General features: G+C 69.7%; 9 protein-coding genes. 3 read left to right on the forward strand and 6 right to left on the reverse strand.

The window, feature by feature from the left end:
- Window positions 1–15: 15 nt before the first annotated feature.
- Window positions 16–2,730, reverse strand: coding sequence for an aconitate hydratase AcnA (gene acnA / locus ACZ4MF_RS13665; protein ID WP_467492189.1), 2,715 nt, complete (start codon window positions 2,728–2,730; stop codon window positions 16–18).
- Between the two features lie 370 nt (window positions 2,731–3,100).
- Between acnA and ACZ4MF_RS13670 the strand changes: the two genes are divergently transcribed.
- Window positions 3,101–4,630, forward strand: coding sequence for a helix-turn-helix domain-containing protein (locus ACZ4MF_RS13670; RefSeq protein WP_467492190.1), 1,530 nt, complete (start codon window positions 3,101–3,103; stop codon window positions 4,628–4,630).
- Window positions 4,631–5,108: 478 nt separating this feature from the next.
- Here the strand turns inward: ACZ4MF_RS13670 and ACZ4MF_RS13675 are convergent, their stop codons facing one another.
- The 4 genes from ACZ4MF_RS13675 to ACZ4MF_RS13690 all read right to left on the reverse strand — a co-directional run bounded on the left by ACZ4MF_RS13675 (window position 5,109) and on the right by ACZ4MF_RS13690 (window position 9,599).
- Entirely contained in the window at window positions 5,109–6,212 is a 1,104-nt protein-coding gene (locus ACZ4MF_RS13675) for a sugar ABC transporter substrate-binding protein (protein ID WP_467492191.1), read from the reverse strand.
- A gap of 205 nt (window positions 6,213–6,417) precedes the next feature.
- The gene (locus ACZ4MF_RS13680; protein ID WP_467492192.1) at window positions 6,418–7,689 is read right to left on the reverse strand and encodes a sugar ABC transporter permease; all 1,272 of its coding nucleotides are present in this window, start codon (window positions 7,687–7,689) and stop codon (window positions 6,418–6,420) included.
- A gap of 5 nt (window positions 7,690–7,694) precedes the next feature.
- Window positions 7,695–8,474: an ATP-binding cassette domain-containing protein gene (locus tag ACZ4MF_RS13685; protein WP_467492193.1), complete on the reverse strand. Its 780-nt coding sequence runs from the start codon at window positions 8,472–8,474 to the stop codon at window positions 7,695–7,697.
- 36 nt (window positions 8,475–8,510) lie between these two features.
- The gene (locus ACZ4MF_RS13690) at window positions 8,511–9,599 is read right to left on the reverse strand and encodes a substrate-binding domain-containing protein (protein WP_467492194.1); all 1,089 of its coding nucleotides are present in this window, start codon (window positions 9,597–9,599) and stop codon (window positions 8,511–8,513) included.
- Window positions 9,600–9,887: 288 nt separating this feature from the next.
- On the opposite strand from ACZ4MF_RS13690, the gene ACZ4MF_RS13695 reads away from it, so the two are divergent.
- On the forward strand, window positions 9,888–12,422 hold the full coding sequence (locus ACZ4MF_RS13695; RefSeq protein ID WP_467492195.1) for a SpoIIE family protein phosphatase: 2,535 nt from the start codon (window positions 9,888–9,890) through the stop codon (window positions 12,420–12,422).
- Complete coding sequence (locus tag ACZ4MF_RS13700) at window positions 12,419–13,522, forward strand: sugar ABC transporter substrate-binding protein (protein WP_467492196.1); 1,104 nt, start codon at window positions 12,419–12,421, stop codon at window positions 13,520–13,522. The genes ACZ4MF_RS13695 and ACZ4MF_RS13700 overlap by 4 nt, the downstream gene beginning before the upstream one ends.
- A 31-nt stretch (window positions 13,523–13,553) precedes the next feature.
- Here ACZ4MF_RS13700 and ACZ4MF_RS13705 read toward each other — a convergent pair whose 3' ends face one another.
- Window positions 13,554–15,128: a multicopper oxidase family protein gene (locus ACZ4MF_RS13705; protein WP_467492197.1), complete on the reverse strand. Its 1,575-nt coding sequence runs from the start codon at window positions 15,126–15,128 to the stop codon at window positions 13,554–13,556.
- Between the last annotated feature and the right edge of the window lie 45 nt (window positions 15,129–15,173).

A 15,173-nucleotide genomic window follows, 5' to 3' on the forward strand; every position in this document is an offset into this window, starting at 1 on the left:
GCCCTGCGCGACCGCTTACTTGCGGATCAGGTTGCGCAGCACGTACTGCATGATGCCGCCGTTGCGGTAGTAGTCGGCCTCACCGGGGGTGTCGATGCGGACGACCGCGTCGAACTCGACGCCCGTGTCGGTGGTGACCTTGACCGTGCGCGGCGTGGTGCCGTTGTTCAGCTCGGTGACGCCGGCGAAGGAGAAGGTCTCCTCACCGGTCAGGCCGAGGGACTCGGCGGACTGGCCCTCCGGGAACTGGAGCGGCAGGACGCCCATGCCGATGAGGTTCGAGCGGTGGATGCGCTCGTACGACTCGGCGATGACGGCCTTGACGCCGAGGAGCGCGGTGCCCTTGGCGGCCCAGTCGCGGGACGAGCCGGAGCCGTACTCCTTGCCGGCCAGGACGACCAGCGGGATGCCCTGCTCGATGTAGTTGCGGGAGGCGTCGTAGATGAACGACACCGGCGCGTCGGCCTGGGTGAAGTCGCGGGTGTAGCCGCCCTCGGTGCCCGGCGCGATCTGGTTGCGCAGGCGGATGTTGGCGAACGTGCCGCGGATCATGACCTCGTGGTTGCCTCGGCGGGAGCCGTAGGAGTTGAAGTCACGACGCTCCACACCGTGCTCGGTGAGGTACTGGCCGGCCGGGGTGTCGGCCTTGATGGCACCGGCGGGCGAGATGTGGTCGGTGGTGACCGAGTCGCCGAGCTTGGCGAGGACGCGGGCGCCCGCGATGTCCTCGACCGGGGCCGGCTCCATGCCCATGCCCTCGAAGTACGGGGGCTTGCGGACGTAGGTGGACTCGGTGTCCCACTCGAAGGTGTTGCCGGTCGGGACCGGGAGGGACTGCCACTGGGCGTCGCCGGCGAAGACGTCGGAGTAGGACTTGTTGAACATGTCCTCGCCGATCGCGTTGGCGACGACGTCGTTGACCTCGGCCTCGGTCGGCCAGATGTCCGACAGGTAGACCGGCTTGCCGTCCTGGTCGGTGCCGAGGGCGTCCCTGGTGATGTCCACCTTCATGGAGCCCGCCAGGGCGTACGCGACGACCAGCGGCGGGGAGGCCAGGTAGTTCATCTTGACGTCGGGGTTGATCCGGCCCTCGAAGTTCCGGTTGCCGGAGAGGACCGAGGTGACCGCGAGGTCGTGGTCGTTGACGGCCTTGGAGACCTCCTCCGGCAGCGGGCCGGAGTTGCCGATGCAGGTGGTGCAGCCGTAACCGACCAGGTTGAAGCCGACCTTGTCGAGGTACGGGGTCAGGCCCGCCTTGTCGAAGTAGTCGGTGACGACCTTGGAGCCCGGGGCGAGGGTGGTCTTGACCCAGGGCTTGCGGGTCAGGCCCTTCTCGACCGCCTTCTTGGCCACCAGCGCGGCGGCGACCATGACGTACGGGTTCGAGGTGTTGGTGCAGGAGGTGATGGCCGCGACGGTGACCGCGCCGTGGTCGATCTCGTACGACGTGCCGTCGGGGGCGGTCACGGTGACCGGGTTGGACGGGACGCCGTTGACGGACGCCGGGGCGTCGGAGGCCGGGAAGGACTCCTTGCCCGCCTCGTCGGCGGTGTCCACGTAGTTGCGGACGTCGAGCGCGAACTGCTGGGCGGCGTTCGCGAGGACGATGCGGTCCTGCGGACGCTTCGGACCGGCGATCGACGGGACGACCGTCGACAGGTCGAGATCCAGCTTCTCGGAGAAGTCGGGCTCGGCCGCCGGGTCGAGCCAGAGGCCCTGCTCCTTGGCGTACGCCTCGACGAGCGCGACCTGCTGCTCGCTGCGGCCGGTCAGGCGCAGGTAGTTCAGGGTCTCGCCGTCGATCGGGAAGATCGCGGCGGTGGAGCCGAACTCCGGCGACATGTTGCCGATGGTGGCGCGGTTGGCCAGGGAGGTGGCGGCGACGCCCTCGCCGTAGAACTCGACGAACTTGCCGACCACACCGTGCTTGCGCAGCATCTCGGTGATGGTGAGGACGAGGTCCGTGGCGGTCGTGCCCGGCTTGAGCTCACCGGTCAGCTTGAAGCCGACGACGCGCGGGATGAGCATGGAGACCGGCTGGCCGAGCATGGCGGCCTCGGCCTCGATGCCGCCGACGCCCCAGCCGAGCACACCGAGGCCGTTGACCATGGTGGTGTGCGAGTCGGTGCCGACGAGCGTGTCGGGGTAGGCCTGGCCGTTCCGGACCATGACGGTCCGCGCCAGGTGCTCGATGTTCACCTGGTGGACGATGCCGGTGCCCGGCGGGACGACCTTGAACTCGTCGAAGGCGGTCTGGCCCCAGCGCAGGAACTGGTAGCGCTCCTTGTTGCGGCCGTACTCCAGCTCGACGTTCTGCTTGAAGGCGTCGTTGGTGCCGAACTTGTCGGCGATGACGGAGTGGTCGATGACCAGCTCGGCCGGGGCCAGCGGGTTGATCTTCGCCGGGTCGCCGCCCAGCTCCTTCACGGCCTCGCGCATGGTCGCGAGGTCCACGACGCAGGGGACGCCGGTGAAGTCCTGCATGATCACGCGGGCCGGCGTGAACTGGATCTCCTGGCTGGGCTGGGCCTGGGAGTCCCAGCTGCCGAGGGCACGGATGTGGTCGGCGGTGATGTTCGCGCCGTCCTCGGTGCGGAGCAGGTTCTCCAGCAACACCTTCAGGCTGTACGGAAGGCGGGCCGAGCCTTCCACCTTGTCCAGCCGGAAGATCTCGTACGACTCGTCGCCCACCTGCAGCGTGCTGCGGGCGTCGAAGCTGTTCGCCGACACGACAGTCTCCTTCATTGATGTGCGCGTACCACCGTCAATCGTGCCGCCACGCCGGTCTGACCGATCCGCTGAGGTAAGGCTAAGTTAGGTAACCCTTAGCGGGTGGCGGGGTGCGGTGCGCCTGGCAGATATCTCGATGTCGAGATAACTCTAGTACATGGCCGCCGGATGGTCATGCCGGGTCGGGCCGAGCCCTGCCGTTTTTCGGCGACACGAACCACACTTTCTCCATTTTCGCAACTAACCGCGATTAATGGACAAATCACCCAGATAGCCTCATCGCCCGTGAATTCACTGGTCGCTGACGCGACATCACTCGAATGGACCCCCCTGACGGGTGCCATCTCATATCTGAGATAGCCTCAGTCTCATGTCAGACGACTACCTCGTACGCATCGGCAAGCTCATCCGTGACGCCCGGCAACACCGTGGCTGGACACAGACGCAGCTCGCGGAGGCGCTCGGCACCAGTCAGAGCGCGGTCAACCGCATCGAGCGGGGCAACCAGAACATCAGCCTTGAGATGATCGCGCGCATCGGTGAGGCGCTGGACAGCGAGATCGTGTCGCTGGGGTACGCCGGTCCCATGCATCTGCGGGTCGTCGGCGGCCGCCGGCTGTCCGGTGCCATCGACGTGAAGACGAGCAAGAACGCCTGCGTGGCGCTGCTGTGCGCCTCGCTGCTCAACAAGGGCCGCACGGTGCTGCGCCGGGTGGCCCGCATCGAGGAGGTGTACCGCCTCCTGGAGGTGCTGAACTCCATCGGTGTGCGCACCCGCTGGATCAACGACGGCGTCGACCTGGAGCTGGTGCCGCCGGCCGAGCTGGAGATCGCGGCGATCGACGCCGAGGCGGCCGTACGCACCCGCTCGATCATCATGTTCCTCGGCCCGCTGCTGCACCGCATGGACGCCTTCAAGCTGCCGTACGCCGGCGGCTGCGACCTGGGCACGCGGACCATCGAGCCGCACATGATCGCGCTGCGCCGGTTCGGTCTGGACATCGCGGCCACCGAGGGGCAGTACCACGCGCGGGTCGACCGCACGGTCCGCCCCGACCGTCCGATCGTGCTGACCGAGCGCGGCGACACCGTGACCGAGAACGCGCTGCTGGCCGCCGCCCGGCACGACGGCGTGACGGTCATCCGCAACGCCTCCTCCAACTACATGGTCCAGGATCTGTGCTTCTTCCTGGAGGCGCTCGGCGTCAAGGTCGAGGGCATCGGCACGACGACGCTGACCGTGCACGGCATGCCGCACATCGACGTCGACGTGGACTACTCCCCCTCCGAGGACCCGGTCGAGGCGATGAGCCTGCTGGCCGCCGCCGTGGTGACGGAGTCGGAGCTGACGGTCCGCCGGGTCCCCATCGAGTTCCTGGAGATCGAGCTGGCGGTCCTGGAGGAGATGGGCCTCGACCACGACCGCAGCCCCGAGTACTGCGCGGACAACGGCCGTACGCGCCTGGTCGACCTCACGGTCCGCCCCTCCAAGCTGGAGGCGCCGATCGACAAGATCCACCCGATGCCCTTCCCCGGCCTGAACATCGACAACGTCCCGTTCTTCGCGGCGATCGCGGCGACCGCGCAGGGCCAGACCCTCATCCACGACTGGGTCTACGACAACCGCGCGATCTACCTGACCGACCTCAACCGCCTCGGCGGCCGCCTCCAGCTCCTCGACCCGCACCGGGTCCTGGTCGAGGGCCCGACCCGCTGGCGCGCCGCCGAGATGATGTGCCCGCCGGCGCTGCGCCCCGCCGTGGTCGTCCTGCTGGCGATGATGGCGGCCGAGGGCACGTCGGTGCTGCGCAACGTGTATGTCATCAACCGCGGTTACGAGGACCTCGCCGAGCGGCTGAACTCCGTCGGGGCGCAGATCGAGATCTTCCGGGACATCTGACGCTCTTCAGAAAAAGCGCCGCCACACCCCTACTGACCCGCATGAACGCGAGGCGGGCGGGGAGGTGGCGGCGCCTCTGGGACTTTTCTGGGACTTTCGGCCGGGCCCGAAGGCTACCGGTCGCTGCGCACGCGACATGATGCGTCATCGGAAAGGCGTCGGCCTTTCGTAACCCGTCTCCGCGGATAGGCAGTTGACACCGGGAGGGTTGTTCGCCGCCCCCTTCAGCGTCGGCGGGTACACGGCCCTCGACGGCACCCGCCGGCCTCGGCCCACGTCGCAGACCTGGCCGCGCTCGTCCGATCCGATGGATTGCCGGTCGCACCGATCCCGCTGGCGAACTCGGCGGCAGGGTCCGCCACACCCGGGACCCTGGGTGGTCGCGCGGGAAGCGCAGGAACTCCGCCTGCGAGGTGACGGTCCCGTGCCGCTCGCGAAGACGGTCGTTCAGCGCGTTGCCGCACAGCGGCACGCTCCGTCACCACCGAATGCGGGACAGGGCCGTTGGCCGACCGGACCCGTGACTGTTGCCCCACAGAGACGAGTCGGTGCTCTTGAGGCTGGGAACGCCGCCGTACGTGCCGCCGTCGACGGTGACGAGCGGGGCGGAGAGCTGGTCTTCCAGAAGTCCGTCGCGGACCCGCACGATGATGCTCTCGTGGTCGGTCCTGCCGGGCTTGAACGTCTTCCCGTCGATCGCGGCCTTCAGGTAGTACAGGGCGTACCTGGCGTAAAGGTCGACCGGCTGGGACACGGTGGCGTCGATGGTGCCGTTGGAGATGTCCTTGAGCTCCCTGGGGGTGCCGTCGTTGGAGACGACGAACACGTGTTTCTTGTCCTTCGGGCCGAGAAACAGCCCCTGCTGCTTGAGCACGTGGAGGGTGCCGGACAGGGCCAAGCTGGACTGCATGTAGATGCCCTTGATGTCCGGGTGGGCCGTCAGGTCGGTCTGGAGCTTCTGCGCGGCGACGGCGCCGTCCCAGTTGGTGGCCTCGCCGAACACCTTGATGCCCGGGTAGTTCTTCTTCATGCAGTCGTTGAATCCCCCGGTGCGGTCACGGCCGTTGATCGATGCGAGGTCGCCCTCCAGCATCACGACCTTGCCCGTGCCGCCCAGCTTGGTGCCCAGGTACTTGCATGCCTTCTCGCCGTAGGCGCGGTTGTCGGCGCGCACCGCCATGTAGACCTTGCCGGTGTCGGGGCGGGTGTCGATGGTCACGACCGGGATCTTCGCCGCCTGCAACTCCGCCAGGATCGGCGCGATGGCAAATGTGCTCTGCGGGGCCATCGCGATGCCCTTGACGCCCTGGAGGATGAGTGTCTGCACGTTGGCGGCGAGTTTGGCGACATCGTTCTGCGAGTTGGTGGTCTTGAGCGAGAGGCCGAGCTGCTTGGCGTATTCCGGCGTGTACTTGATGTACGCGTTCCAGAAGTCGGTGTCGGAGCGCGGGTACTCGACGCCGACCAGCGGCTGGCCGCCGCCCGACGGGGCCGTGTTGCCGGAGCCGCCGCTGCAGGCGCTGAGCAGCACCAGTGCGGAGAGGGCGGAAGCAGTGGAGCAGAGGACGGATCTGAGCCTCATCGGTACTTCCTCGCGCCGGGTCCCGAAGCGCCTGCCGTCTACCCCTCGGAAGGGCTGGCCGTGACATCCCCATCGTGCCGAATTTGTGGTCTTATCATGCAAATTGCCCCTTTATCCCATATACATGCGAAAATCTCTCATCGTATCCGGCCCCGACGCCCCGCCCGGGTCGCTGTGGACAGCGCCGACGCCGCCCGTGGACGTGTCAGGCGCGCCCGTGCGCCTGCTGCGTGTGTCGGGACAGTGAGTCAATGACCACCGCGGCGAAGAGCACCCCGCCCGTGATCACCAGCTGGACGGCGGTGGGCGTGTCAGTGAGGGCCATGCCCGAGGCGATCGACTGGATGACCAGGATGCCGAGCACTGCGGACCAGGTCGTACCGCGTCCTCCGAACAGGCTGGTGCCGCCGATGACGGCCGCAGCGATGGCGTTGAGCAGCAGGACGCCGGAGCCGGAGCTCTGGCTCACCGACGTGATGCGCGAGGCCAGGAACAGGCCGCCGGTCGCCGCCAGGGTGCCGGAGACCGCGAGCACAGCCGTCTGAACGCCGGTCACGCCGAGGCTGGCGCGACGGGCCGCCTCGATGCTGCTCCCCAGTGCGTAGACCTGCCGTCCGTAGGGCGTGCGCCGGAGCACGATGTCGAGGCCCGCCACCACGGCGAGGAAGATCAGCAGAGCCAGGGGCAGGCCCTGGAACTGGTTCAGCAGATAGGCGGAGGCGAACGCGATCACCGCCACTGCTCCTGTGCGCGCCCCGATGGTATGCAGCGGGCGGTGTGGCATGCCGACGGCCCTGCGGCGGCGCCTGTTCAGGTAGGAGGTGAGGAAGACCAGGGCTGTGGCGAGTGCCGCCACCGCGTAGGCGACGCCGGCGTTGGTGAAGTAGTAGCTGGTCAGGTGGGCGATGAGCCCGTTCTCGTCGAGGTTGACGGTGCCGCTGGTGCCGAGGATGGCGAGCATGAGGCCGTTCCACGTCAGCAGCCCGGCGAGGGTGACCACGAAGGCCGGCACCCGGGTCCTGGCGACGGAGTACCCCTGGACGGTTCCTGCCGCGGTGCCCGTCAGCACGGCGGCGATCAGGGCAAGCCATTCCGGCACGCCGTTGTTGACGTTGAGCACCGCGAAGACCGCGGCGGCGAGCCCGCTGATCGAGCCGACCGACAGGTCGAGTTCACCGAGCAGCAGCACGAAGACCATGCCGACCGCGATGAGGCCCGTGCCCACGATGTCCACGCTGAGGTTGGACAGGTTACGGGGCGAGAGGAAGGCGGAGTTGATGCACTGGAAGATGACCCAGACCGCGGCGAGAACGAGGGTGACGGGAAGGTAGCCCAGCTCGCCGGCGCTCAGCCTGCGCCGCCGGACGGCGATCCAGCCCGCCGCGGCACGGGTGACGACCCTCCTGGCCCGGCGCTGACGGGCCTCTGCGGTGGCTGCCGCGGGATCGGCCCGCGTCTCGTCCGGCATGTCACGCATCCCTTTCACCACTCGGCCTCGCGGTGGGCCGACCGACGGGGCGCGTTGTCCGTGGCGCCCGTGATGGAGGAGATGATCTGCTCCTGGGAGGCGGTGCTCACGTCGAAGAAGCCGTTGTTGCGGCCGAGCCGCAGCACGGCGGCCCGGTCCGCGAGGGCCTTCACATCGCCCAAGTTGTGGCTGATGAGCAGGATCCCCAGGCCGTGGTCGCGGAGACGGTCGACGAGGTCGAGGACCTCGGTGGTCTGCTCGAACCCCAGCGCCGCGGTCGGTTCGTCCAGAAGAAGGACGCGCGGGTCGCCGAGGAGCGAGCGGGCGACGGCGACGGTCTGCCGCTGGCCGCTGGACAGTGACACCAGGGGGGCGCGCAGATCGGGGACGCTCCGGGTCAGGCGCTCCAGCAACTGTCCGGTGCGGCGCTCCATCTCCACCTCGTCGAGGAAGCCGAACCTGCGGATCTCCCGTCCGAGGAAGAGGTTGCCGACGACGTCGAGGCCTCCGCACAGCGCCAGGTCCTGGTAGACGGTGGCGATGCCGAGGTCCCGGGCTTCCTGGGGACGCCGTATGTGAACGGGCCGGCCCTCCCACTCGATGCTCCCCTTGTCCGCGGGGGCGACCCCGGAGATCACCTTGACCAGGGTGGACTTGCCAGCTCCGTTGTCGCCGAGCAGGGCGAGGACCTGGCCGGCGTGGATCTCCAGCTCGATGTCCCGGAGGACCTCGACGACGCCGAAGCGCTTGCACACGCCGTGCAGGGCGAGCAAGGGGGGCGGCAAGAGAACCATCTCCTTCCCGGGCCTGGGGCCGGCCGGTCCCGCCTGTCAGGTCAGCCCGGCCTTGTGGCAGTCGTCCGCGAGTGGCGGGGTGCAGATCTGTTCGAGCGTGTACGCGCCGTCTTTCACCAGGGTGTTCTTGATGGTGGCAAGGGTCACGGGCACCGGAGTGAGCAGCACGGCCGGAACCTCCGCGCCACTGCGGGTTTTCACCCGCCTGGTGGCCACCCCGTCGAGGCGCTGGCCACGCGCGGCGGCCACGGCCATGGCGCCGCCGGCGGCAGCCTCGGGTCCGAACGGCTTGTAGACCGTCATGTACTGATCGCCGCTGACAATGCGCCGTACGGCTGTGAGCTCGGCGTCCTGCCCGGTGACGGGGGGCAGCGGGCTGACCTTGTTGGCCTTGAGGGCGGCGATACTGCCGGCGGCGAGGCCGTCGTTGGCGGCGTAGACGCCGTCGATGGTGCCGGCGCCCAGGGCGGCGATGGCTCCGGACATGTTCCGGTTCGCCGCCTCCGTGCTCCACTGGGGTGTGTCGTACTCCTTGGCGATCGTCACCTTCCCCCGGAGTTCGGACAGTGCGCCCTGCTTGAACGACAGCGCGTTGGGGTCGCCGGAGTCGCCGTTCATCATCACGATCCGGCCGCCGTGCGCCTTGGCGCCCATGGCCGTCAGCAGTGCCCTGCCCTGGAGCCTGCCGACCTCCTGGCCGTCGAAGGAGACGTAGCCCGAGATCGGGCCCTCGGCGAGGCGGTCGTAGGCGATGACCGGGATGTGCGCGGCGGCCGCCTTTCCGACCGAGGCGCCCATGGCCCTGGCATCGACGGCCGTCAGCACGATGGCATCGACCCCGTTGGCGATCGACGAGTCCATCTGTTCCTGCTGGATGGCCACGTCACCTTTGGCGTTGGCGTACTCGATCGTGCAGTCGCCGCACAGCTGTCGGATCCTCCGCTCCAGCAGGGGCCTGTCCTGCGTCTCCCAGCGGGCTGTGGTGGATTCCGGCAGCAGCACGCCGATCTTCCGCGCGCTCCCTGCGCCGGAGGTGTTCCCGGCGCCCGATCCGCAGGCGGTGAGGGACACGGCCGTCGAGACCGCGGCCAGGGCAAGGGCGGTGTCCCGGACGCAGGCTTTCATGCGCGAGGCCTCCTTCCTCCCCGGAGCCACGCGGCTGCAACGGCGGTGCGGCAGCATGGCCCACCGGGGCGAGGCGGGGTCTCGGCCCACACCCGCCCGGACCGGGCGAAAGTGGCAGAACGACCACGCCGTCAGTGTGACACCGGCCACGGTGAACTGCGAACCCGGTGCCACGCAGTCGACACCACGGCGATCTGTCCGGTTCATCCCTCTGTGCGATTCTGGTAAAGGGAGTGCCCAGGCGATGGCCGGTCGGTACCCCGGCACGGACGGGAGGTAGATGCGGACATGCCTCACGACGGCAGTGCCGGGGGCGGACTCTCGCAGCCGGGGACAGCCGAGGCCGGCGTCGCGGACACCAGCTCACCACCGGGGCCGGAGCCTGTGAGCGTCCGCGCCCTGACGTTCGCCGGAGCAGAGCTGGCAGTGCTCTATGTGCCCGGCGCAGGCTCTGACGACCTCCGGTCGGTGGACACGGCCGGATGCGCCCCCGCCGAGTACGGGCTACCGGAGCGTCTGGTCCTGTCCGGCGGCTCGCCCGCGGCCCACGCCTTCCGCGCCCTCCACCCCGTGTGGCTGACCCCCGCGGCACTCGCCTCCTACCCCGAGGGATGTCCGGCGCCGCCGCGGGCCCGGACATCGCTCGGTGCGTTGCCCCTCGGCGCCGAGGGCAGACGGCTCGGCTGCCTCGTCGTCGTGGGCGCCGGTGAGAACGGCTTCGAAGCCGGGCAGCAGCGCTTCCTGGAGCGCTACGCCGACGCGGTCGCCGGAGTGCTGGAGGCCGGGGCCGGGGCCGGGGGAGGGACGCCGCCGGCACCCTTGAGTTCCGCACTGCGCCGCATGCGCGTCGGCTCCTTCGTCCTGGTGCCGGAAACCGGTGCGATCGACGCGGACGAGACGCTGCGCGAACTGGTCGGCATCAGGCCGGACGACTTCGACGGCAAGGCGGACTCCCTGCTCGCGCACGCACTGCCGGAAGACCTGCACGCGCTGATGTCGGTGCTGGAGCCGTCCGCCCAGACGTTCGGCCGACGGGAACTGGACTTCCGCGTCCGCTGCCCCACCGGCGGGATGCGCTGGCTGAGCCTGAGGTGCCGCGTGGCGGCGGCTGCCGACGACCGGCCGGAGCGGGTGCTGGGCGTGGTGACGGCGACCTCGGTCCTGCACCGGGGCGCCGACGACGTCTCCCGGATCCAGTGGTTGACCGCCGCACTCGACAAGGCCACCACCGTGCGCGACGTCAGTCACGTGGTGGTCACCGCACTGCGCGGACCCCTGAGCGCCGACCGGGTGGCGTTCGCCGAGCTGCAGCACGAACGGCTCCAGGTCACCCTGCTCGACCCGCCGCAGCCCGCCGCCTGGCCGCAGACATGGCGTCTCCAGTGGCGTTCGGAGTGGCCCGACGCACCCCTCAGTGCCCTGCCCACCCTGCGGATGGCACTGCGAGACGGACGTATGGACCTGTGGCCGACAGGCACAGCCTTCGAAGCGGGACTCGACGGCATCGGCCCCGGAGGCCTTGCCGTCCTGCCGCTGCCCGCACGGGACCGGGTCGTCGGCGTGTGCCTGATCGGCTGGGACCGGCCGCACGAGTTCGTCCCCGAGGAACGTTCGCTGCTGACCGCCACCGCCTCACTGGCCGGCCAGGCCCTCACCCGCGCCCACGCCTATGACGCCGAACAGGAACTCGCGACGATGCTGCAGCGCAGCCTGCTGCCGCGACGTCTGCCCGAGCTTCCCGGCGGGATCGCCGTCGCCCGCTATCTGCCCGCCCGGCGGGGACTGCAGGTGGGCGGCGACTGGTACGACGTGATCGCTCTCTCCGAGGACCGGGTGGCGCTGGTCATCGGCGACGTGCAGGGCCACAGCGCCGCAGCCGCGACGATCATGGGCCAGATGCGTACCGCGGTCAGGGCGTACGCGGTGGAGGGCCACCCGCCCGACGTGGTCGTCTCGCACGCCAACCGCCTCCTTGTCGGTATGGAGACGGATCTCTTCGCCACCTGCTGCTACGCCGAACTGGACATGGACGAGGGCGACGTCCTGTTCGTCCGGGCCGGGCACGTCGCACCGCTGCTGCGCCATCCCGACGGCAGCACCGAGGAGGTCGAGGTCGAGGGCGGCCTTCCGCTGGGCATTTCCATGGACGCGGACTTCCCGATGACCGCGGTGGCACTGGCGCCCGGAACGATGCTCGCCCTGGTCACCGACGGGCTGATCGAGGCCGTCGACCTGTCCCTGGACGAGGGCATGCGCCGCACGCGCGCCACCCTCGCCGCGGCCGACCCGTCGGATCCCGGGCGGGTGGCCGACGACCTGCTGGGCGACGTCGGCCGTCGCGAGGACGACGTGGCGCTGTTGCTGCTGCGCTACGACGGCATGAAGACCCGGCCGATCCGGTCGGGCTGGGTGGTGTGGCGGCTGCCCGACGCCGTCATGCACGCCCGCCGGTTCACCGCGCGCACGCTGCGTCGCTGGAAGGTCGAAGAAGCCACCGACCCGGTGCTGCTGGTGGTGTCCGAACTCGTCACCAACGCCCTGGTGCACACCCAGGGCCCGGTCCGTCTCGACCTGATGCTCCGCGGGGACCGGGTGCGTGTCTGCGTGAGCGACTCCTCTCCGCGGGCGCCCGCCAGGCCCGTGATCGTGGACTGGGAGTCGACCGGCGGCCGGGGTCTGCTCCTGGTCGAGGCGATGTCGGAGTCCTTCGGCACGGTGCCCGTGGCCGGCGGCAAGCAGGTGTGCAGCGAGATAGCGGTACCGCGTCGTGAACCGGCTTCGGTGGGCGCAGGACCAGGCGCCGAGGACGGGGGCCGCTCATGACGTGTCGTAGCCAACGCGTGACGCCCCGTGCGCGGTATGTCGTCGGCGCGCTTGTCGCGGGCCTGCTGGCCATGCCCTCGGCCGCCTGCACAGGAGGGGGGACAGCCACCACGGAGAGCTTCACCGTCGGCCTGCTGCTGCCGAGCCGGGTGGTGCCACGCTGGGAGCACTCCGACAAGCCGCTGATCGAGCAACGGGTGAAACAGCTCTGCCCGCACTGCAACGTCATCTACGGCAACGCCGACGACGACTCGACGGCCCAGCGGCAACAGATGATCGCCATGATCACCAAGGGAGTCAGGGTCCTCATCCTCGGCGCCACCGACAACAGGGCGCAGCGCTCTTCCGTCCAGGAGGCGCGCAACGCGGGCGTCCCCGTCGTCGCCTACGACAGGCTCGCCGACGGGCCGATCTCGGGCTACGTCAGCTTCGACGGCGTGAAGGTCGGCACGCTGCAGGGCCAGGCTCTCCTCACGGCCATGCACGCCGCGGCCAAGGGCGGGACCATCGTCATGTTGAACGGCGACCCGACCAGCCCCAACGCCGCGTCGTACAAGAGGGGTGCGCTGTCCGTCCTGCGGGGCAGGGTGAAGATCGGCCGTTCCTACGACACCCTGGGCTGGAGCACGAACAACGCGAACGCCAACATGTCCGCCGCCATCTCGGCCCTGGGCCCGGGCCGGATCGACGGCGTCCTGGCCGCCAACGACGCCATGGCCGCAGGCGTCATCACCGCACTCAAGAGCGCCCACGTCAGTCCCCTTCCACCGGTCACCGGCCAGGACGCCGACCTCGACGCGGTGCAGCGCATCGTCAGCGGCGAGCAGTCCATGACGGTGTACAAGTCCTTCCGCGCGGAAGCCGAAGCAGCCGCCGCCATGGCTGTCGCCCTGGGCCGCGGCGAGAAGCTGCACGCCATCGCCACGACGACGATCGACAGCCCCACGACCCGCCACATTCCGTCCGTGCTCCTCACCCCGGTCGCCGTGACAACCGCCAACATCAAGCAGACCCTTGTCAACGACGGTGTGTACACCGTCGCCCAGATCTGCACACCGCAGCTGCGGGCCGCTTGCGCGAAGACAGGGCTGACTCCGTAGACGGGCGGGGACCGGCGGGCCGGGTTCGTCCTCACACCACCTGGTAGTTGGCCATCATCGCCATGTCCTCGTGCTCCAGGTTGTGGCAGTGGAGCATGTACCGGCCCCGGTATCCGCGGAAGCGGACCAGCACGTCCACGACCTCGTGCGGGCGGACGTCGACCGTGTCCTTCCAGCCCGCGTCGGTGGGCTCGGGCGCCCGCCCGCCGCGCGACAGCACCTGGAAATGGGCCATGTGCAGATGCACCGGGTGGTGGCGGTCGCTGGTGAGGCGCCAGCGTTCCACCGTGCCCAGGCGCGGGCGGGCCAGGAACTCCGAGGTGCTGAAAGGGCGGCCGTTGATGGTCCACACGGCGCCGGAGCGGCGGAAGTCGAAGTGCCGGGTGGCGACGGCCGACGCCGGACGCAGGGCCGTGAAGCGCGAGAGGCGGGCCGGGACGTGGCTCGGGTCCTTCGCCTTGCGGGCGATCCGGAACCGCATGACCTGGCGCATACGGCCGTCCGCCAGGGTGTTGACCAGGGTGACGTGACTGCCCACCGGGCAGTCGGTGAAGTCCACGACCACGTCGAAACGTTCCGCCGGTGAGACGGGGATGCCGGTCAGGTGCTGGGGCGCGGCCAGCAGGCCGCCGTCGCCGCCGATCTGCGTGAAGGGGAGCCTGCCACCGTGCTCCTTCTCCAGCACCAGGTGGTAGCGGCGGGCGTTGGAGGCGTTCAGCAGGCGCAGGCGGTGCCGGGTCGCGGAGACCTCCGCCTGCGGCCAGGGGGCGCCGTTGACCAGCTGTACGTCGCCGAGGACGCCGTCCATGTACGCGTCCTGGACGCCCGGGGTGCCGGTGCAGGTCGGCGAATGGCCGGGATACCGGAAGGCACCGTCCTCCTCGAAGGAACGGTCGCAGATCATCAGCGGGATGTCCCGCTCACCCCCGGGCAGCGGCAGCGCATCCTCCTCCCGGTCGTGGACGAGGAACATCCCGGCCAGGCCACGCCAGACCTGCGGGGCACTGAAGTCCATCCGATGGTCGTGGTACCAGAGCGTCGCCGCCCGCTGGTCCATCGGGTACGTGTAGGTCTTGTGGCCCTCCGAGACCGTCCAGTCGACGACCGGGGCCTGCGTGCCGCCCATGCCGCCGTGCGTCACCTCCCCTGCCTTGAGCGCGGCGCCGCACCGCGCGGGCACCAGCACATCGGTCGGGTAGCCGTCCGAGTGCGGCGGGGTGACGCCCCCGTGCAGATGCAGGGACGTGGGCACGGACAGCTGGTTGCGGACCCGTACCTCCATCCTGCGGCCCGAGCGAGCGGTGAAGGTGGGGCCGGGAAAGATGCCGTCGTAGCCCCAGACAGTCGTCCTCAGCCCGGGGACGATCTCCACGGACCCCTCGCGCTGGGTGATGTCGTAGAAATCGGTGCCGTCGGCACTACGAGCGGGGCGGGCGCGGGGCGGTACGGGCAGGGGCACCGCGAACCGCCGGGGGCGGATCGCGCTGGCCAGGACGGTGCCCTTGCGCTCACCCGACCGCCTCGCGTACGCCGCCGATCCGGCGGGTACGGTGAGGCCGGTGGTGACCCCGGCCGTCACCCCGAGGAATCGTCGACGTGACGTCACCCGCGCTGCCCTCCCGGTGTTCGTCCGTGCGGCGCCCGGCCCCGA

It is taken from the genome of Streptomyces sp. NPDC025793 (assembly GCF_055558375.1).

Bases quoted from the DNA above. Each gene is read 5' to 3' on its own strand.
- ACZ4MF_RS13685 (WP_467492193.1), bottom strand. From the start codon at position 8,474: ATGGTTCTCTTGCCGCCCCCCTTGCTCGCCCTGCACGGCGTGTGCAAG.
- ACZ4MF_RS13695 (WP_467492195.1), top strand. From the start codon at position 9,888: ATGCCTCACGACGGCAGTGCCGGGGGCGGACTCTCGCAGCCGGGGACA.
- ACZ4MF_RS13680 (WP_467492192.1), bottom strand. From the start codon at position 7,689: ATGCGTGACATGCCGGACGAGACGCGGGCCGATCCCGCGGCAGCCACC.
- ACZ4MF_RS13690 (WP_467492194.1), bottom strand. From the start codon at position 9,599: ATGAAAGCCTGCGTCCGGGACACCGCCCTTGCCCTGGCCGCGGTCTCG.
- ACZ4MF_RS13700 (WP_467492196.1), top strand. From the start codon at position 12,419: ATGACGTGTCGTAGCCAACGCGTGACGCCCCGTGCGCGGTATGTCGTC.
- ACZ4MF_RS13675 (WP_467492191.1), bottom strand. From the start codon at position 6,212: ATGAGGCTCAGATCCGTCCTCTGCTCCACTGCTTCCGCCCTCTCCGCA.
- ACZ4MF_RS13670 (WP_467492190.1), top strand. From the start codon at position 3,101: ATGTCAGACGACTACCTCGTACGCATCGGCAAGCTCATCCGTGACGCC.